This window comes from Streptomyces sp. NBC_00400 (assembly GCF_036048035.1).
GTDB lineage: Bacteria > Actinomycetota > Actinomycetes > Streptomycetales > Streptomycetaceae > Streptomyces.
The window spans coordinates 7,224,703-7,243,930 of sequence record NZ_CP107940.1; the positions used below are offsets into that span (position 1 = coordinate 7,224,703).

Sequence of the window (19,228 nt, forward strand, 5' to 3'; positions counted from 1 at the left end):
TGCAGCGGCCGTGAACGAACCCGTCGCCCGGAGGATGGGTGACTCCCCGTCCAGGGCCGGCCCGTACAGCGGCCAGGGCTCGTCGGCCAATCTCGCCGACATCCTGGAGCGGGTCCTGGACAAGGGCATCGTCATCGCGGGTGACATCCAGATCAATCTGCTGGACATCGAACTGCTCACCATCAAGCTGCGTCTGCTGATCGCCTCGGTGGACAAGGCGAAGGAGATGGGCATCGACTGGTGGGAGCACGACCCGTCACTCTCCTCCCGCGCCGCCGACGGCCACCATTCGCTCGCGGAGGAGAACAAGCGGTTGCGCGCGGAGATCGAGGCCCTGCGCGAGAGCACCGAGCTGTCACCGGCGGAGTACGAGGAGGCGGACGAGGCCGAGGACGAGGAGGAAGCCGAAGAGGTAGCCGGGGACGGAGCCGGGGAGTACGAGGAAGAGGGCGAGGAGTACGAGGAGGCGGAGGAGGCAGACCGCCCGGCCGCCACCCGCCGCACCTCTCGCCCCTCACGCCCCACGCGCACGTCGCGCGCCAAACGGGCCGCGCCCCGTAGCAAGCGGCGGGACGAGTCATGACGACCGAGACCGTCACCTACGCCTACGCCGTCGCGCAGGACCCCGACGGCTCGCTGGAGGAGGCCCTGACCGGACTGCCGGGAGTCGCGGACGGGCCGGTGCGCCTGGTGCGCGCGGGAGACCGCGGCGAGGTGGTGGTCGCCGTGGGCGCCGTACCCGAGCAGGACTTCGAGGAGACCGCACTGCGCGCGCATCTGGAGGACCTGGACTGGCTGGAGTCGGTGGCCCGCGCCCACCACCGGGTGATCGAGGCGCTGGCCGCCCGCACCACCGTCCTGCCGCTCCGTCTGGCGACGGTGTACCTCGACGACGCGCGGGTGCGGCAGATGCTCGACACCCGCCAGGAGGCCTTCGCCGAGCGGCTGTCCGACCTCGCCGCGCACACGGAGTGGGGCGTCAAGATCTATGTCGAGGCGTCCGCGGCCGCCGCCCGGCCCGCCGAGCCGCCCGCGGACGCGGACCTGAGCCCCGGACGGGCCTACCTCAGCCACCGCAAGGCGCAGCGGCACGCCCGCGAGGACGCCTACCGGGACGCCGAAGAGGTCGCCCGGCGCGTCGAGGACGCGGCCCGCGGCCATGCGGTGGACCGGGTCCAGCACCGGGTGCAGCAGGGCGAACTCGCCCGCGGCCCGGGGGAGAACGTCATCAACGACGCCTACCTCGTACCGCTGGAGCACGGCGAAGGCTTCCGGTCCGATGTCGTCCGGGCCGGCGAAGGGCTGCCCGGGGTGCGCGTCGAGGTCACCGGGCCCTGGGCCCCGTACTCCTTCGCCACACCCCCCGAAGCCGAACCACTGAAGCGAGCCGCCCCGTGAGGCCGGCGGGCGGACCGCCGGCCAAGGCGGACGAGCCCCTGCCGGACCGGCAGATCGCCCTGATCGACCTGCTGGACCGGTTGCTCAGCGGCGGCGTGGTCCTCACCGGAGACATCGTCCTGTCCATCGCCGATATCGACCTCGTACGCGTCTCGCTGCGCGCCCTGATCGTCTCCATCAGCGAACAGAACCCCTCCCCGTGGCGCTCCACCGCGCCCCTGGTACGGGACGACGATGACAGCCGGTGACCGCCGCCCCGGCAGCCGCTTCGACGATGTCGCCGATGCGGCCGCCCGTGCCTTCGAGCTGCTGCCCTCGACCCCGCAGGACGTCCGGCCCCCGGCCGGGCCGGGACCACGAAGGCCGGCACACCGGGTCAGCGCCGACCCCGACACGGTCGAGCGGGACCTGATCAAGCTCGTCCTCACCCTGGTCGAGCTGCTGCGCCAGCTCATGGAACGCCAGGCCCTGCAACGGGTCGACGCCGGAGATCTCACCGAGGAACAGGAGGAACGCCTGGGAGCGACGCTGATGATCCTCCACAACCGGATGGTGGAACTCTGCGCGCAGTACGACCTTTCGATGCAGGACCTGAATTTGGATCTCGGTCCGCTCGGGACGCTGCTGCCACCCGCCGAATGACCTCGAAGGAGTACGACATGGGTATCGGAAAGAAGGCCAGGAACATCGGCCATATCGTCGAGGGAAAGGCCATGGAAGCGACCGGAAAGGCTCTCGGTAACAAAAGCATGCAGCGGAGAGGGAAAACGGAACAGGCCATGGGGAAAATGCGGCAGGCAGTGGAAAAGGGCAGGGACACGTTCAAGCACTGATGCCGGCCCCGGTCCACGTCCTGTCGGTTGCGGCGCCGCCGTCACACCTTGTGCATCGGCGGGGCCGCCGGGCCCGGTGACCGGCCCGGCGGCCGGGGCCCGCCCCGGTGCGGCTCAGGGCCGGCGCCCGCGCCTGGTCGACGGCCGCGCCCGGCCGCGATCTCCCCGTCGGCGGAGCCGGTACTCAGCTTGCCGCCGGCGCTCTCCAGGTGCGCCCGGACGAACCACTGGAACAGTTCCAGCGACCGCAGATGCTCGATCAGCAGGTCCTGCGTCACCGGGTCGGTCTGTGGTGAAAATCCGCGTGCCCGGCAACTCCGTACGAAAACACGCACCCGCCCCGGGATTTCCCTTTCCGCCCCCGCGCCCGCCCCTGCGCCCGCCTCCGCGGGCGGGCCACGGACCGCGCGGCCGCACCGGACGCGGTCAGCGCTGGTTGTAGCGGTCGGCCGCCCGTTCGTTGAGGGCGCCGAGCACACTGCGCAGCCGCCGGGCCGGCGGCTGCTCCCCGGCCGCGACCGCCCGGCCGTCGACGGTGCCGCGGGCGCCGTCGCGGGGCAGCACCCGGGCGACGGCCGACACCAGCCGGGTGGTCGTCACCGGCGCCAGCCCGTGTGCCCTGGCACCGAGCCTGGCGGCCGGTGTCAGCACGATGCGGGGACGCCGCCGTTGCAGCGCGCCGACGATGCGTTCCGCGGCCCGTTCGGCACTCATGGACAGCACCGGGGCCCCGGCCAGTGCCGAGAACCAGGCGTACTCCCGGCGCCGGTCGCCGCCGAAGAGGGCATGGAGATGCGACCCGGTGCGCATCAGGCCGGGGTGGACCGCGGTCACCGTGACGCCGTGCGCGCCCTCCTCCGCGCGCAGCCCCTCGGCCAGCGCGGCCACCGCCGACTTGGCGCAGGAGTACGGCAGCAGATGCGGCACCGCCAGCAGCCCCCCGACGGACCCGATGAGCGCCAGCCGGCCGCCGGCCGGGCTGCGCCGGAGATGGGGGAGCGCGGCGAGGGCGGTGTTCAGGGCACCGTGGAAGATGGAGTCCATCGCCTCCTGGAACCCGTCCGGGCCGAGCGCGTCGGCCGGACCGACCTGGATGATGCCGGCGTTGGCGATGACGATGTCCAGCCCGTTGTGGGCCCTGGCGATCTCCGCGAGGCGGTCCTGCAGCGCGGCCCGGTCCCGCACATCGCACACCACCCCGCGCACCGTGCCGCCGCGCCACTGGGCCAGTCTGCCGACGGCCCTGCCGAGTTCGGCCTCGTCCCGGGCCAGCAGCACGACATCACAGCCGCGCCGCAGCAGTTGGCGGGCCAGGAGCAGCCCGAGCCCCCGCGAGCCACCGGTGACGACGGCGGTGAGCCCTTCGATCGAGGGAGCGGCCGGAAGCACACGCATGACGATCCCTTCCCTTGGGCGCCGGCCGGCTCAGCCGGCGCCGGGCAGCCGTACCCGGACGGTGCCCGCACTGTCCACACTCACCTGGAAGGACGGCTGGGGAGCGGTGGCCGGGCCACGGACATTCGCGCCGTCCGACAGCCGGAAGGCGCTCCCGTGCCAAGGGCACACCACGCAGCCATCGGTGACCGTGCCCTCCGTCAGGGGCCCCGAGAGATGGCTGCACCGCCCGGCGAGGACGTGGATGTGTCCGCCCGCCAGGCGGACCACCAGCAACGGGATTTCGCCCAGCTCCCGGCGCACCGCCTGGCCGACCGGGAAGTCCTCGACCCTGCCCACGGGGTGCCAGCCCTCGTCCAGCAGATGCGGCACCGGCTCCGCCTTGTTGGCACCCGCGGCCTGCCGGTAGGCGAGGTGCCCGCCGAGCATGCCGCCGGTCCCGGCCGCGCACAGTCCCGCGAACCCGAGCACCTTGCCCCGCACCGTATGGCCGCGGCCGCGATGCACCCAGGACCGCGTGTACAGTCCGACGGCCACGGCGATCGACGCCGCGTGCACCAGCCCCGTACGCATCTGGTCCTCGTGCTGCTCGGCCCAGTCCACCCAGCCGGCCCACGCGGCCGGCGCGGCCGCAAGGACGCCCACCCCCACCAGGAGGCGGGCGCTGCGCCGGGTCCCCGGGACGGCGTCCAGCACCGCGGCGGACAGCCAGGCGCCCATGGGCACCTGTACCAGGGCGGGGTGCAGCGGATGGCCGATCGGCAGGCCGTGCAGCACATCGCGGTAGCGGCCCAGGGGCAGGCCGCGCACCACCCGCTGCAACGGGCCGATCAGCGCATCCAGCTTCTCCAGGCGGCCCAGCGCGTCCAGGGACGCCACACAGGATTCCGCAGCCCGGGCGGCGGCCCCTGTTGCGGTGGCGCCGCCCGCCGCGAGAGCCGCGAAGGACGCCGCTCTCATTCCTCTTCCTCCTCTTCGTCTTCCTCCTCCGCTTCGCCGACTTCGTCCTCGTACTCCTCCTCGGGCTCTTCCACTTCCTCCTCGTCGCCCTCTTCGCCTTCGGCCTCTTCGTCCTCGTACTCCTCCTCGCCGTCCTCGCCCGCGTAGCCCTCGGCTTCTTCGTCCTCGGTCTCTTCGCCCTCGGCCTCTTCCTCTTCGACGGCCTCTTCATGGGTCCGTACGACCTCGCCGTCGCGGATTTCCCCGCGCCAGCCCTCGGGCTCCTCATCGGTGAGGGTGACGTAGCGCTGGAAGTGCTTGAAGTCCAGCCGCAGCCGGCGCCCCTGGACCCGCCAGACATTGCCGGTCTTCTCGAAGAATCCCGAGGCGTAGTACTCGACGACCAGCACGATGCGGGTCAGATTGGGCGCCAGCTCGTGAAAACTGACGGCACCGCGGGTCGATCCCTTGGCGCCTTCGGACGTCCAGATGATGCGTTCGTCGGGAACTTGCTCCTGAACGGTCGCCTTCCACCCCCGGGTGGACGGGCCGACCTTGGCCTTCCAGTCACTGGTCGTCTCGTCGTGCAGCGACACATTGCGTACGCCCTTGGTGAAGCTGCTGAACTTCTCGTACTGCGTCCAGTGGTCGTAGGCGGTGCGGAGGGGTACTCCGATGTCGAGGACCTCGATGATGTTGGTGACCTTCTGGTCTCCCGATTTACGCTTCTTGCCGCCGCCGAAGAGGCCCTTGGCCTTGTCCACCACGGTGTCCTTGACGTTCTCCGCCGTCCCCTTCACGGCGGCTTTGACGGGGGAGTCGCCGCCGAGGAGATTGCCCGCGATCTTGGACAGTGAGCCGCCGTTCTCGGCGACATCGGTGAGCTGGCCCGTCACATCCGTCAGCTTGTCGCCGGCCTTCTCGGCCAGGTTCCCCACCCATTTCGTCGCGTAGCCGCCGAGTTCGCTGCGCAGTCGATCGAGTCCCGAGTCCGCGTTGTCCTGTCCCGTCTTGGCCATGACCGGTTACCTCCGGCGCTCGGTGCGCGATGATGTCTTCTTGGCGGTCTTCTTCGCAGCGGGGGTTGCCTTCTTTCCTGCGGCGGTCTTCTTCGCAGGGGCTTTCCTGGCGGGCGCCGTCTTCTTCGCGGCAGTCTTCTTGGCTGCCGTCTTCTTCGCCGCGGTCTTCTTCGCGGCGGCTTTCTTGGCCGGAGCCGCCTTCTTGGCCGGGGTCTTTTCGGCGGCCTTCTTCGCCGTCGTCTTCTTCGCCGCAGTCTTCTTGGCGGCGGTCTTCTTCGCGGGTGCCGTCTTCTTCGCGGCCGTCCGTCCCGCGGCGGCCTTCTTGGCTGCCGTCTTCTTCGCCGCGGCCTTCCCGGCGGACTTCTTGGCCGGCGGCCGCTGTGCGCCCTTCTTCGCCGGGGCGCCCCGTTTCGCCTCCGACACACGCCTACGCGGCTCCGGCTTCGCCGCGGCCCGCGGGGTGCGCCGGGCCGGCCGCTCCTCGGGCTCTTCCTCCGGCTCTTCTTCCTCTTCTTCCTCTTCTTCTTCGTCGTCCTCGTACTCCTCCTCCGGTTCTTCCTCCTCCGGCTCTTCCTCGTACTCGTCCTCCTCGTACTCGTCTTCGGGCCCCTCGCCCTCTTCTTCCTCGTCGTACTCGTACTCCTCCTCTTCCTCCTCCGGCTCCAGCCCGAGGGCATCGAGCTTGAGGGACCGGTCGTGGAGGGTGTCGGCGAGCGTCGTCAGGCGGCGGTTCGCGGCCGTCGTCAAGGCCTTCCGGCCGGCGTCCATGACTTCCCCGCGCAGTTGGTCACCCAGCTCCGCGACCTGGGGGATCTCGCCGAGCTTGCGCATCCCCTGGACCACGAGCTGGCGTGGTTCAAGCCCGAATTGCCGTCCGGCGATATAGGACGCCACCGTGAGCGCGAACCGGCCCTTCTTCGTACGGCCCAGCACGTAGCCGCCGGCAAGCGCGGCGGCCAGCAGGACCTTGGATGTGTCATTCATGGGTGCGTCACCCTTCCCGGACTTGCGGCGGATCGGCGTTCGTGCAGGGGCCGTCGCCACGGTGCGGCACGGTTCTGCCCTGTCTCCAGAGTGATCGGTGTCCGGACCGGCGCATCTCGAGCGGCCCGAAAGGATCTGTGCGGTCACCCTGAGGAGGCGTCCGGTCCTGCTGCGTGGCGAGGCGCACGCGGCCACGGCGCACGGCGGCAGCGGCGTCACGGGCAGGTGTGCGGGCGCCGGGCAACCGACCTACGCTCGGACTATGCCGGGAACACGCCGTGCGCCGTCTCGTATGGGAGTAGGGGGAGCGTGGTGTGTTCGCCGGCGCCGGGCGTCGGCGCGCCTGTCGGCGGTGGCCGCGGTGGCGGCGCTGCTCGGCGGGTTCGCGGGAACCCCGGCCGCGGCGGCAGCCGATGATCCGGACCTGACGTCCTTCTACCAGCAGAAACTGTCCTGGGAACCCTGCGGCAAGGATCTGCAGAACGGTGCGCAGAGCGACGGCACCGGCCGGCCGGCCGGCTTCCGCGAGCGTCTGGAGTGCGCCCGGCTGGAGGTCCCACGGGACTACCGCAACCCCGGACGGAACACGACGCAGGTCCAGCTGATCCGGCTGAAGGCGACCGGGCCCGGCAAACGGATCGGCTCCCTGGTGCTCAACCCTGGTGGACCGGGTGCTTCCGGCGTCAACTACCTGACCGACAGCGGGAGCGCCTTCGCCCGGCTGGGGCAGCGCTACGACATCGTGAGCTTCGATCCGCGCGGCACCGGCCATACCGACCCGGTCTCCTGCGGCAGCAAGCTCGCTCCACCCGGCAAGGGCGCCGACGACAGCCTTGCCGCGAAAGAGAAGCGCATCAACGAGGCCTGCGGCCGCTACTCCGGTGGTCTGCTGCGGTGGGTCGGCACGCCGGATGTCGCCCGGGACATGGACGTCCTGCGCGCCGCGGTCCATGACGACAAGCTCAACTACCTGGGGTTCTCGTACGGCACCAAGCTCGGGGCGGTCTACGCCCACGAGTTCCCGCACAAGGTCGGCCGGATGGTCCTGGACAGCGTCGAGGACCCGACCAAGAACCAATGGCAGATCGCGCTGTCCCAGGCCCGGGGGTTCCAGCGGGCGCTGGACGACTTCGCCGCCGACTGCACCCGTCGGCCGGACTGCTCGCTGGGCACCGACGAGCACAAGGCGCAGGATCAACTGCGGGCCTGGTACCGGGAGTTGAGCGATCAGCCGATGAAGGCGAAGGGGGAGACGGTGGACGAGACCACCTATGTGTACGCCTTGCGCGAGGCCCTGTACAGCAGGAGCGACTGGCCGGCGCTGCGGCAGGCCCTGTCGCAGCTGCGGAGCGGGGACGCCTCGGGGATTCTCCGCCTGAGTGACGCGGGGGGCAGCAGTGCCGCCCGTGCCGGCAGCGTCCCGGCACGGCGGGTCGGCCAGGACGACCTACCGTCGCAGGATCAGCTGGCCCTGCGGGCGATCTCCTGCCGGGACACCTCGGAACGCTACGGCGAACGCGATTACCCCCGGGCGGAGCGCGAACTCACCAAGGCTTCCCCGCTCTTCGGCCCGGACATCGCCCCGACCCTGCTGGACTGCTACTCCTGGCCCGTGGCGGGCGACGACGCCTCCCGGGATGTCGCGGCGCCCGATGCGCCGCCGATTCTGCTCGTCGCGACCACCAACGATCCGGCGACCCCCTACCAGGGTGCCTTCAACATGGCCCGTGAGCTGGACAATTCCAGCACCGTGCTGACCTTCCGCGGCGAGGGGCACGCCGCCTACACCACCGGCGACCCCTGCGTGCAACGCCATGTGGACGACTTCCTGCTGAACGGCACCCTGCCGAAGGGGAAGATCTCCTGCGGCTGAGGGCCGTACCGGCTGAGGGCCGTACCGGCGGAGGGCCGTACCGGCGGAGGTGAAGCGCCCCTCCGTCAGCGGCTACCTGTAGTAGCGGTTGTCCTCGACGTCGACGACGGGTGCGCCGGGGGACGGCGGCTGGGTACGCCGCCGCTTGAGGATGCTCACATACGTGGCGATGCCGATGATGCCGACGATCATCATGATGATCCCCACCAGGTCGACGTTGATCCCCGCTATGTGCCAGTCCACCGCGAACGTGAGGATGGCCCCCACCGCGAGCAGAACGATGCACCCGCCGATACCCATGGCGTCAGCCTCCATAACTGTCCGGCCGGGAAGTCCTGTTGAGGGAGCGCGTACCCCGGGGCGGGCGCCGTATGTGCGCTGCGGGGCGGGGCGGCCGGTGGGCCCGGGTCCCGAGCGGGGCTCAGCCGGCCCGCCGCCCGCCCCCGCTCGCCTTCTTGGCAGTGGCCTTCTTGGCGGCGGTCTTGGTGGCAGCGGACTTCTTCGCCGCCACCTTCTTCCCTGCGGCCTTCTTGGCCGCCGTCTTCTTCGCCGTGCTCTTCTTCGTGGTGCGCCCCGGTCCGGCACCGCCGCCCGACGAGCCCCCGGCGGCCTCGTCCTCGTCCTCGCCGCGGGACTTCCTGGCCGCGCGGACGCTGTCCTGAAGGGCCGCCATCAGGTCCATCACCTGCCCGGTCGGCTGCTCCTCGCCGGCCGGGAACTCCGGCTCGCGATGCGCCAGCTTCGCCGCCACGATCTCTTCGAGCGCTTCACGGTAGTGATCGTGCACATCGTCCTCCGACAGCTCGCCGAAGGAATCCATCAGCGTCTCGGCGGCCGCCACCTCGGCAGGGGCGACCTCCGTCTGCCGCTCGGGCAGCACCCCGTCCAGCGAGCGGATCTGGTGCGGCCACAGCAGCACCTGCATGACCAGCGCGTCCTCCACCGGGCGGATCATGGCCAGCGTCTCCCGCCCGTGCAACGCGATCTTGCCGAGCCCGACGCGCTGATGCCGCTCCATCGCCTCGCGCAGCAGGACGTAGGGCTTGGCCGCGGCAGGACTGTCGATACCCAGGTAGTACCCCTTGCCCATCTGCAGCGGGTCGATGTCGCCGCCGGCGACGAAGGCCAGGATCGTCAGCGTCTTCGCGGTCGGCAGCGGCAGTGCGTCCAGATCGTCGTCGCTCAGCGGTACGACGGTGTCGCCGCCGTCGGGCTTGTAGCCCCGGCCGATCTCGTCCGGGGTGATCTCGATGCCTTCCAGCGAGCAGACGGGCTGATTGCGCACCCGGCCGCCGTCCGCCGTATGGATCCGCACAAAGCTGACCGACGTGGAGCTGTCCGTGGCGTTGTATGCGGCGACCGGGATCGTGACCAGGCCGAAGCTGATGGAGAACTTCGCCGTGGGGCGCATGGGGGCCGCCTTCATCGGAGCCATTCGGCACCATGCTAGGCGGGGCGGACAGAGGTGACATCCCGGGCAAATCCGGATACGCCCATCCGGTGGCGGCCCGGCCCGGCACGTCCCCCCGGTGCCGTACCCGGACACCTCCCGCCGCCCGGACACCGCCCGCCGCCCGGCTGCCTCCCGCCGCCGTGGCTGCCTCCGCGCCCGGCTGTCTCCCGCCCGCTCAGGAGGGCGCGGCCGCGACCCGGCCGCTCCGGACCGCCTCCCCGAGCGCCTGGTGATCGAGTTCGTTGCGGTCCGCGTAGCGCTCCGCGAACCGCGCCAGCGCCTCCTCGAAGACCGTGCCGCTGCCGAGATAGGCACCGATCGCGATCCGGTCGCCGGACCTGGCGTGCGCGCGGGCCAGGGTGGCCCCGCAGCGTACGGCGAACCGCTGCATACCCGTTGGCACCATCGCATCCGTCGGCATGATGCCTTTCCAGTCACGCAACTGGCGTATATAGAAGTCGCGTTGGCGCCCGTCGATGCCGGTGGTCCGCGCCCAGCCGAGGAAGATGTCGCCGGCGGCCTGCATCAGCCGCTGGCCGGCCGCGACGCGTTCGCCCTGGTGGGTGTAGAGGCTCGGTCCGGCGTGGGCGGCGAGTACGGAATCGTCGGCCTCCTTGGCCTGCAGCAGCAGCGGGTCGTCCGTGTCCTTGCCGAGCAGCAGCACGATCCAGCAACGGGTGCCCACACTGCCGACCCCGACGACCTTGCGTGCCACGTCGACGACCCGGTACTGCTCCAGCAGCCGGCGATGGTCCGAACGCAGCGTGCGGCCGTAGTCCCGGATCAGCCCGCGGATCTGGTCCGTCAGCTGGTCACGTTCGACGTCCGGCAGCAGATCGTCCAGCGGCACGATCAACGGCGGGTCGGCGGCGATCCGCACCTGGCCGCCGCTCCTCCGGGTCAGCTTGCGATACGCCTGCACGGTGTCGTGCGTACGGGCCTCCGCGATGGTGCGGGCCAGCCCGGCGCGGCCTCTGCTGGTCAGCTCATGCGCTTCCTCGGCCTCCACGTCGGCCATATCGGCATGGGCGTACCAGACCTCCAGGGTGCGCATCTCCGCGTAGCGGCGCATCTGCTCGCGGTAGGATGCGCCGGCGGCCCGGACGATGCCGGTCCGCACCTTCTCGGGGAAGCCGTTCTCGCGTCCCGCGATGGCGAAGCTGGCCGCCAGCCGTTTGACGTCCCACTCCCACGGGCCGGGCAAGGTCTCGTCGAAGTCGTTGAGATCGAACATCAGATGGCGTTCGGGGGAGGCCAGCAGCCGGAAATTCAGCAGATGGGCGTCCCCGCACAGCTGGGTCCGCAGCCCCGTGGACGGCGTCGTGGCCAGGTCCGCCGCCATGATGGCGGCGGCGCCGCGGTAGAAGCGGAAGGGTGACTCCAGCATCCGCCCGTAGCGCAGGGGCACCAACTCCGGTACCCGCAGGGCCGACTGCCGTTCGATGATGTCCACCGGATCGGCACGGGAAGCCGAGGGGCTGAACTCCGCATGACACGAGCGGGGCACTTCGGAGCGAAGTGCCCTGCCCTGTTCCGCGCGTTCCTGCGGGGTGGGTACGGAGGTCATGGCCGGGGCCGGCTTTCGGTGGTTCAGGTCACCGGGCGGCCGCGGCGTGATGGTGGTTGTCCGTACACAGCGCCCAGATGATGAAGATGTTGATGGCGACCAGCACGATGGCCCAGAACGGGTAGTGGGGGATCCACAGGAAGTTCGCCAGCGCGCCGAAGCCCGCCAGGATGACACCGATCACCCGCGCCCACATCGCGCCGGTGGCGAGCAGTGCGACACCCGCGAGGAGGATGACGATGCCCAGGATGAGGTGGATCCAGCCCCAGCCCGTGAGGCTGAACGAGAACACATAGTTTTGCGTGGTGACGAAGAGGTGGTCCTTCGCGATGGCGGAGATGCCCTCCAGGAAGGCCATGGCGCCACCGAAGATCATCAGTACTGCGGCGAACGCTGTCCATCCGCTCACGCTGTGCTTCTGCGTGGCCATGGGGCACTCCTTCACTTGAGAAACCTGGCCGTCCGAACCGGACCTGCCGACCGTCGATACAGCAAATCCACGTTTACACAGGTACCGGTGAGCCGCATGTCAGGGACGTTCGAAGGCCTGGAGCACCCCGGCCACCGCGAAGCACAGCGCCCCCGTGAGGGTTCCCCCATTGGCGATACCAACGCTGACCAGGCTTCCGGTCTCAGGCCGGGTGAAAGCGGCCACGGCGGACACCATGAAGAGCACGGAGCCGAACTGATTGACCGCGACGATCCACCAGCCGAGACTGCGCCGGTGGAGGCACAGCAGGCGATGACAGACCTCGACGACCGCCAGCTGCCCGGAAATCAGGAACAGCAGGCAGCCGATCATGTCGGGCGTCCAGACCAGCCGGTCCATCTGCCGGGCCGTGAGTCCCTGCAGGAACGAATCCAGCAGATTGATGCCGAAGACCAGCGTCCCGGCGAACAGCAGGAAGGTGGTCAGCCAGTCGATCCGGCCCGGTTCGTAGCTCCACCAGCGGAAACGGTGCGTGGTCAGCGCACCCGCCGTACTCTCCCGGCGTGGCGCGTTGATGGCCTGGACGAGTGAGGCATAGCCGCCGAGGGTGAAGAACGCGCCGCCGACGAAGTAGATCGTGGCGGTCACGGTCGGTCGCTCGGAGCTGAACTGGGCGAGCGCCGCACCGAGGGCGAACAGCGCCCCGCCGAGAAGGAAGGAGACCGCGGCGATGTTGTTGAGCCTGCGCAGCCGGACCAGCGCCGGGGCGTCGGCGCGCCGCGCGCTGGTGTGGGTGGCCCCGGCGGGCCGCACCGCGAGCGTCCCGCGCTTGCGGGCCGCCCGCGACTCCCAGATGGCGGTGTCGCCTGCGGCGAGGCGCCAGGTCAGCCGGGTGGTGAACGGTCCCGCGCCCTCGGCGCGCTCCTCAAAATGGCCCACCTGCCGAGCCTAACGATCCCGTACGGGAATGCCGGTAGCGCCTCGTCAGGTCGTCGTGCCGGTGCCCGGGGCGGGGACCGGGGCGGGCACCGGGCCCGGTGTGGGCGGCACCGGATCCGGATGGGTGGGTCCTGGCGGTCCTGGTGGCTGTCGCACCGTCATGTGCTCCTCACCCTTCGCTCCTCGGCGGCCGAGCGCCGCACGCTCGCTCCGCGCGGCATGCTGGTCTCCTTGCCGGTCCTGCGCCGACCATGCGAAGCGCTCCCCACAAACGGCGATCACGCGAGGTGCCCCAGTGGCCCAGCAGCCGCGGTTTGATGTGTTCGGGTCGCAGCGGCGCCGTCAGCAGCGGATTGGCCATCATGGCGTGCAGCCGGTGCCATAGCCCTTCAGTCGGGCGGCTCGGGCGCAGGGTGGTCGCCCGGTTCCGCGCCGGGTGGCTCCCCCGGGTCCGGGCCGGGCTCCTCCGGTTCCGGCTCGGCGGGCTCCGGGTCGTGCGGCACCGGGTGCGGGTCACTCGGCACGGGCCCCGGCCCCTTGGGCGACGGCTCGGTGGTCATGGCATGGACGGTCGTCAAGGTCATGGAGTTCTCCTTCCTCCCCATCGTCCGTCCAATGCCTCCGGTCGGCCCGTCCGGCAAAACCCGTGGGTGCATGCGTGAAACGGTCTGTTCACGCGGTGATGCAGTGGTTCGTGCAGTTCATGACGACGAAGGCATGCGCCCCGTGCCCGGCCGGCGGATCCCTCAGTACACGTCGCGGACGTAGCGCTTCTCCGCCGCGAGCTGCTTGACGTAGCCGGCGGCGGCCTCCTCCGCCAGGCCGCCGTGGGCGACGGCGATGTCCCGCAGCGCACGGTCGACGTCCCTGGCCATCCGGGACGCATCGCCGCACACATAGAAATGGGCGCCGTCCTGGAGCCAGGACCACAGCTGGGCGCCGTGTTCGCGCATCCGGTCCTGGACGTAGACCTTGGCGCGCTGATCGCGGGAGAAGGCGGTGTCCAGACGGGTGAGCAGCCCGTCACGGTGCAGCCGGCCCAGTGCCTCCTCGTGGTAGAAGTCCGTGGCCCGGCGCTGCTCGCCGAAGAAGAGCCAGTTGGGGGCGCGGTGGCCGCGGGCCCGCCGCTCGTCGAGGAAGCCGAGGAAGGGCGCGACGCCGGTGCCGGGGCCCACCATCACCATCGGGGTGGCCGGATCGGCCGGCGGCCGGAAGTGGGCGGTGCGCTGGACGAACACCGGCACCGGGCACCCGGGCTCGGCATCGGCCAGAAAGGTGGAGGCGACGCCCTTGCGCGGGCGGCCCTGACGGTTTTCGTAGCGGACCACGGAGACCGTCAGCCGGACCAGGGCGGGATCGGTCAGCGGGCTCGACGAGAGGGAGTACAGCCGCGGCTGCAGGCGGGTGAGGACGCCCGCCCACTCCGCCGCACCGGCCCGCACCGGGTGTTCGGCGAGGACGTCGACGGCCTGCCGGCTCCAGGCCCACTGGGCCAGCTCGCCCTTGTTGTCCGGCCGCAGCAGCTTCTTCAGGACCCGGTCGCCGGTGCGTTCGGCGATCAGCCGGAGGAGCCCGGGGGTGATCCGGGCGATATCGAGATGGCGGTGCAGGGCCTCGCCCAGCGGCACCGTGCCGAGGCCCGCGAGGTCGACGGCGGCGGCGGGATCGAGGCCGGTGACGGCCAGCCACTCCGCGACGAGGTCCGGGCAGTTCCGCGGCAGCACGCCGAGCGCGTCGCCGGCCTCGTAGTCCAGCGGCGGTCCGTCACCGTCGCGGGTGTCGAAGGTGAACTGCCGTACCTCCTTGGCGGCCCCGGGGCGGCTGAGCAGCTGATTGCCGACGAGGCGGACGGTGGCGGGCGCGGCCTTGGAGGGCCGGGCAGGGGCGGGAGCCGGGGTGGCCTCCGGGGCGGGAGCCGCGGGGGCCGGGGCCCCGGCGGTGCCGGTGTCCGCCCCTCCGCCCGGCTCCGTGCCGGACTCCAGGGCCGTGAGGACCTGGTCGAGCCACAGCCCCGCCGGCTGCTCGTAGTCCGGTTCGCAGTCCGTGCGCGGCGCCAGCCGCTCCGCGCCCAGTTCGGCGAGCCGGGCGTCGAGGCGGCGGCCGTGTCCGCAGAAGTCGTCGTACGAGGAATCGCCCAGCGCGAGGACGGAGTAGCGCACACCGTCCAGCCGCGGGCTGTCCGGCGCGTTCAGGGTCTCCCAGAAGCCCGCCCCGTTGTCGGGGGCGTCGCCGTCGCCGAAGGTGCTGGTGACCAGGAGCAGATCGGCGCCGCGGGGCAGGGTGGCCGGTGCGCTGTCGGCCATGCTCAGCAGCGTTGCATCCCGCCCGCTGCCCTGCAGGCGCCGGGCCGTGTCGGCGGCGGCCTCTTCCGCGTTGCCGGTCTGCGAGGCCCACAGGACCAGGACCGTACGGGCGGGCCGGGCGTCGGCCTCTTCTGCGGTGTCCGCCGGGCCCGCGGGCACCGGCCGGGTGTCCGGTGCCCGCGAGAACATCCCGGCCAGCACGCCGTTGACCCATAGCGCGCTCTCCGTAGCGAAGGGGGCGTGGGAGGGCAGGACGGGCGTGCCGGCGGTGGTTCCGGAGCCCAGCCCGGCGAGGAAGCCGGACAGGTAGCGGCGTTCGTGGCCGGCCAGCACCGGCGGGGCACTGCCGCCGAGCTGGAACACCTCGGCCAGCACCGCCACCGTCCGCTGGGCGCCGGGCCCCTGGCCGCCCTGGCCCGTACCGGAGTCCTGGCCCGTACGCGACTCCTGGTCCGCACCGGCCTTGGGCGCGCCGTCCGTATGCGCTGTGCCCGCCCCTCCCGGCCCGTGCCCCGCCTCGCCCGCCACCCTGGCCAACGACACCGCGCACACCTTGAACTCGGGCTGGAAGGAGACCGGGTCGACCGCGTCATGGGTGACCGCGTTGACGCTGAGGTATTCGCCGAACAGGTCGTTCCAGTGGAACGGCGCAAAGCAGTTCCCGGGCCGTACCCGGTCGGTCGGCACGGCGGGCAGCACCGCCCGGCCGCGCCGTGAGGCGACCTCGACGGGGTCGCCCTCCGCGATGCCCAGCGCCTTGGCGTCGTCCGGATGGAGCTCCACGAAGGGGCCGGGGTCGAGCTTGTTCAGCTTGGCGACCTTGCCGGTCTTGGTCAGGGTGTGCCACTGGTGCGGCAGCCGCCCGGTGTTCAGCACATACGGGAAGTCGTCGTCGGGCAGCTCGGCTGCCGGGAGGTGCGGGCGGGCGAAGAAGGCGGCCCGGCCGCCGGCGGTGGGGAAGGCCAGCCGGGGACGGGTGCCGTCCGGCCGCTCCCGAAGGGTCTGGCTGCTGCCGTCGTTGAGGTAGCGCACCGGATTGCGGTCGGGGCCGTCGGCGGCCGCGCTGGGCCACTGCACGGGGGTGTCCCGCAGCCGCTCATAGCTCACCCCGCGCAGGTCATAGCCGGTCTGCGGGTTCCAGGCGCGCTTGATCTCCTCGAATATCTCCTCCGCGCTCTCGTACCCGAAGGCGTCCTCGTAGCCCATCTCGCAGGCGATCCGGGCGATGATCCGCCAGTCCGGCCAGGCCTCGCCGGGAGGATCGGCGGCCTGCCGCACCAGCGTCAGGTTGCGCTCCGAATTGACCATCACGCCCTCGGACTCGGCCCACATGGCGGCCGGCAGCACCACATCGGCGTAGGCATGGGTCTCGGTCTCCGCGAAGACGTCCTGCGAGACGACGAACTCGGCCGCCTCCAGCCCCTCGATGACCGTCCTGCGGTTGGCGACCGAGGCGACGGGGTTGGTGCAGATGATCCAGCACGCCTTGATGTCCCCGTCCGCCATCCGCCGGAACATCTCGACGGTCCCCTGACCCCCTTCGTCAGCGCGCAGCGTCCCCGCCGCAAGGCCCCACAGCTCTTCGACGAAGGCCCGGTCGCCGGGCACCAGCGTCGAGCGCTGGCCGGGCAGGCCCGGGCCCATGTAGCCCATCTCGCGGCCGCCCATCGCATTGGGCTGACCGGTGAGCGAGAAGGGGCCGCTGCCGGGGCGGCAGATCGCACCGGTCGCCAGATGCAGGTTGATCAGGGCGTTGGTGTTCCAGGTGCCATGGGTGCTCTGGTTCAGGCCCATGGTCCAGCAGCTCATCCAGTCGCCCGCCGCGCCGATCCACTCGGCGGCCCGGCGCAGGTCCGCCTCCGGTATCCCGGTGATCTCCGAGACCACCGAGGGCGGATAGTCCCGCAGGAAGTCCGGCATCGCCTCCCAGCCCTCGGTGTGCTCGGCGATGAACTCGCGGTCGATGGCGCCGCTTTCGACCAGCAGGTGCAGCAGGCCGTTGAGCAGCGCCAGGTCCGTACCCGGCGCGATCTGCAGGAACAGATCGGCCTTGGCGGCGGTGGCGGTGCGCCGGGGATCGACCACGATCAGCTTGGCGCCCGCCTTCACCCTCTCCCGCATCCGCAGGAAGAGGATCGGATGGCAGTCGGCCATGTTCGAGCCGATGACGAAGAAGACCTCGGCGTGCTCGAAGTCCTGGTACGAGCCGGGCGGGCCGTCCGCGCCCAGCGACAGCTTGTAACCGCTGCCCGCGCTCGCCATGCACAGCCGCGAGTTGGACTCGATGTGCCGGGTGCGGACGAAGCCCTTGGCGAGCTTGTTCGCCACGTACTGCGCCTCCAGGGTCATCTGCCCGGAGACGTAGAGGGCGAGGGCGTCCGGTCCGTGCGCGTCGACGATCTCGCGCAGCCGCCCGGCGGTCCGCTTGATCGCGGTGTCCATCGCCTCGGGTGCCGGCTCGTCGCCGCGGTCCGCGCGCACCAGGGCGGTCGACAGCCGCCCCGGCGCGGCGAGCAGTTCGGCGCTGGTCGCGCCCTTGGTGCACAGTCGCCCGCCGTTCGCCGGGTGGGCCTTGTCACCGGCCGCCTTGCGGACCGTCCGCCGCCCGTCCGGGCCCGTCGCCACATCCAGCACGATCCCGCAGCCGACGCCGCAGTACGAGCATGCGGTGCGCACCTGCGTGATGCTCTCGGCCGGCGGTTCCGGTGCGGTCACGGGTGATCCCCTTCGTGGTCGGCTGCTCCGACCACGGTAGGAATCGCCCGTTAACCGGGTGTCACGCCTGGTGATCACCCGTCGTTACGGCGGCCACACAGTCGCCGGCCGCGCCCCGTGAGAACGGCCGGCGGCCGCCGCTCAGGAGAGGAGCGCGTCCAGCGGTACGTCCGTGTCGGCCAGCCGCTCCGGGTCCACGGCCTGCCCGCTCGCCACCAGGGCCCGGATCGGATCGGTGACGTCCCAGACGTTCACATTCATCCCGGCCAGCACCCGGCCGCCGGACAGCCAGAAGGCGATGAACTCACGGGCGGCGGTGTCGCCGCGGAAGACGACCCGGTCATACCCCGCCGGTTCCACGTATCCCGTGTACTCCATGCCCAGGTCGTACTGGTCGGTGAAGAAGTACGGCAGCCGGTCGTAGCGGACCTCCTGGCCCAGCATGGCCCGGGCGGCGGTCCGGGGCTGGTGGAGGGCGTTGGCCCAGTGCTCGACGCGGAGATGCCTGCCCAGGAGGGGGTGGTAGGCGTTGGCGACATCGCCGGCGGCGTAGATGTCCGGGTGCGAGGAGCACAGCCGCTCGTCCACCACGACCCCGTTGTCGACCTTGAGCCCGGCCGCGGCGGCCGGCTCGGTGTTGGGGGTGATGCCGATGCCGACGATGACCGCATCGGCCGCGATCCGGGTGCCGTCGGCCAACCGCACCCCGTCCACCGCACCGTTCGTGCCGGTGATCTCCGTGACCTGGGTGCCGCAGCGCAGCGCGACACCGTGCCCGGTGTGGAGACCGGCGAAGATCTGGGCGACCTCGGGGCCCAGCACCCCCAGCAGGGGCAGCGGCGCCGACTCCAGCACGGTGACCTCGGCACCGGCCGCCCGCGCGGCGGCCGTGGTCTCCAGACCGATCCAGCCACCGCCGATCACCACGACCCGGGACGCGGAGCGGAAGACCTCCTTGAGCCGGTCGCTGTCCGCCAGGCGCCGCAGCGTGTGGACCCCTTCGAGGTCGGCGCCGGGCACCGGCAGCGGGCGGGGGGTGGAGCCGGTGGCCAGCAGCAGCTTGGCGTAGCCCAGCCTGCTGCCGTCGGCGAGGGTCACCTCGTGGCCGGCCGGGTCGAGCGCGGTGACGGCGTTGCCCAGGCGCAGGTCGACGTCGTGCTCGGCGTACCACTGCGGCGGGTGGACGTACACCTTCTCCTTCTCGGAGGTGCCCAGGAGGTAGCCCTTGGACAGCGGCGGACGCTCATAGGGACGCTCGCGCTCGTCACCCAGCAGGACCACGGGGCCGTCGAAGCCCTCCGCCCGCAGTGTCTCCGCGGCCTTCGCGCCGGCCAGCCCCGCTCCCGCGATGATGAATGCCGTGTTCTGGGCCATGTCCCG

The 19,228-nt window shown here is 71.4% G+C and carries 19 protein-coding genes; 6 read left to right on the forward strand and 13 right to left on the reverse strand.

Translation table 11 applies throughout. The annotated features are described in order from the left end of the window. Positions 1–10 precede the first annotated feature (10 nt). The 5 genes from OHS81_RS31750 to OHS81_RS31770 are packed head-to-tail and all read left to right on the forward strand — an operon-like array spanning position 11 to position 2,231. A complete protein-coding gene (locus OHS81_RS31750) occupies positions 11–583 on the forward strand; it encodes a gas vesicle protein (RefSeq protein ID WP_443058796.1) in 573 nt (190 codons plus the stop codon). After that, on the forward strand, positions 580–1,398 hold the full coding sequence (locus tag OHS81_RS31755; RefSeq protein WP_328388951.1) for a GvpL/GvpF family gas vesicle protein: 819 nt from the start codon (positions 580–582) through the stop codon (positions 1,396–1,398). Before OHS81_RS31750 ends, OHS81_RS31755 begins: the two co-directional genes overlap by 4 nt. Then, a complete protein-coding gene (locus OHS81_RS31760; RefSeq protein ID WP_328388952.1) occupies positions 1,395–1,646 on the forward strand; it encodes a gas vesicle protein in 252 nt (83 codons plus the stop codon). The genes OHS81_RS31755 and OHS81_RS31760 overlap by 4 nt, the downstream gene beginning before the upstream one ends. Continuing rightward, entirely contained in the window at positions 1,633–2,040 is a 408-nt protein-coding gene (locus OHS81_RS31765) for a gas vesicle protein K (RefSeq protein WP_328388953.1), read from the forward strand. Before OHS81_RS31760 ends, OHS81_RS31765 begins: the two co-directional genes overlap by 14 nt. A gap of 17 nt (positions 2,041–2,057) precedes the next feature. Beyond that, complete coding sequence (locus OHS81_RS31770; RefSeq protein ID WP_328388954.1) at positions 2,058–2,231, forward strand: CsbD family protein; 174 nt, start codon at positions 2,058–2,060, stop codon at positions 2,229–2,231. A gap of 41 nt (positions 2,232–2,272) precedes the next feature. Here OHS81_RS31770 and OHS81_RS31775 read toward each other — a convergent pair whose 3' ends face one another. From OHS81_RS31775 to OHS81_RS31795, 5 genes are all read right to left on the reverse strand, one after another. Continuing rightward, positions 2,273–2,509 carry a hypothetical protein gene (locus tag OHS81_RS31775; protein ID WP_443058797.1) on the reverse strand — a complete coding sequence of 79 codons (237 nt, stop codon included), beginning with the start codon at positions 2,507–2,509 and terminating at the stop codon, positions 2,273–2,275. Positions 2,510–2,657: 148 nt separating this feature from the next. After that, the gene (locus OHS81_RS31780) at positions 2,658–3,626 is read right to left on the reverse strand and encodes an SDR family NAD(P)-dependent oxidoreductase (protein WP_328388955.1); all 969 of its coding nucleotides are present in this window, start codon (positions 3,624–3,626) and stop codon (positions 2,658–2,660) included. A 30-nt stretch (positions 3,627–3,656) separates the two neighbouring features. Continuing rightward, entirely contained in the window at positions 3,657–4,586 is a 930-nt protein-coding gene (locus OHS81_RS31785; RefSeq protein WP_328388956.1) for a Rieske (2Fe-2S) protein, read from the reverse strand. After that, positions 4,583–5,584 (reverse strand): SRPBCC family protein, encoded by a 1,002-nt coding sequence (locus tag OHS81_RS31790; RefSeq protein WP_328388957.1) that lies wholly within the window; start codon positions 5,582–5,584, stop codon positions 4,583–4,585. The genes OHS81_RS31785 and OHS81_RS31790 overlap by 4 nt, the downstream gene beginning before the upstream one ends. 6 nt (positions 5,585–5,590) lie before the next feature. Beyond that, positions 5,591–6,568 (reverse strand): histone H1-like repetitive region-containing protein, encoded by a 978-nt coding sequence (locus OHS81_RS31795; RefSeq protein WP_328388959.1) that lies wholly within the window; start codon positions 6,566–6,568, stop codon positions 5,591–5,593. 352 nt (positions 6,569–6,920) lie between these two features. On the opposite strand from OHS81_RS31795, the gene OHS81_RS31800 reads away from it, so the two are divergent. Further along, complete coding sequence (locus OHS81_RS31800; protein WP_328388961.1) at positions 6,921–8,441, forward strand: alpha/beta hydrolase; 1,521 nt, start codon at positions 6,921–6,923, stop codon at positions 8,439–8,441. Between the two features lie 72 nt (positions 8,442–8,513). Here OHS81_RS31800 and OHS81_RS31805 read toward each other — a convergent pair whose 3' ends face one another. From OHS81_RS31805 to OHS81_RS31840, 8 genes are all read right to left on the reverse strand, one after another. Further along, a complete protein-coding gene (locus OHS81_RS31805) occupies positions 8,514–8,741 on the reverse strand; it encodes a DUF6458 family protein (protein ID WP_328388963.1) in 228 nt (75 codons plus the stop codon). 121 nt (positions 8,742–8,862) lie between these two features. Further along, positions 8,863–9,852 (reverse strand): non-homologous end joining protein Ku, encoded by a 990-nt coding sequence (ku, locus tag OHS81_RS31810; RefSeq protein WP_328391557.1) that lies wholly within the window; start codon positions 9,850–9,852, stop codon positions 8,863–8,865. A gap of 217 nt (positions 9,853–10,069) precedes the next feature. Further along, on the reverse strand, positions 10,070–11,461 hold the full coding sequence (locus OHS81_RS31815) for a DUF2252 domain-containing protein (protein ID WP_328388965.1): 1,392 nt from the start codon (positions 11,459–11,461) through the stop codon (positions 10,070–10,072). Between the two features lie 28 nt (positions 11,462–11,489). Further along, a complete protein-coding gene (locus tag OHS81_RS31820; RefSeq protein ID WP_328388967.1) occupies positions 11,490–11,891 on the reverse strand; it encodes a DUF7144 family membrane protein in 402 nt (133 codons plus the stop codon). 99 nt (positions 11,892–11,990) lie between these two features. Then, positions 11,991–12,830, reverse strand: a complete 840-nt coding sequence (locus tag OHS81_RS31825; RefSeq protein ID WP_328388969.1) for a hypothetical protein — start codon at positions 12,828–12,830, stop codon at positions 11,991–11,993. A gap of 389 nt (positions 12,831–13,219) precedes the next feature. Next, complete coding sequence (locus tag OHS81_RS31830; protein WP_328388971.1) at positions 13,220–13,414, reverse strand: hypothetical protein; 195 nt, start codon at positions 13,412–13,414, stop codon at positions 13,220–13,222. 162 nt (positions 13,415–13,576) lie between these two features. Next, positions 13,577–17,848, reverse strand: coding sequence for a bifunctional nitrate reductase/sulfite reductase flavoprotein subunit alpha (locus tag OHS81_RS31835; protein ID WP_328388973.1), 4,272 nt, complete (start codon positions 17,846–17,848; stop codon positions 13,577–13,579). Positions 17,849–17,989: 141 nt separating this feature from the next. Continuing rightward, positions 17,990–19,222 (reverse strand): NAD(P)/FAD-dependent oxidoreductase, encoded by a 1,233-nt coding sequence (locus tag OHS81_RS31840; protein ID WP_328388975.1) that lies wholly within the window; start codon positions 19,220–19,222, stop codon positions 17,990–17,992. Between the last annotated feature and the right edge of the window lie 6 nt (positions 19,223–19,228).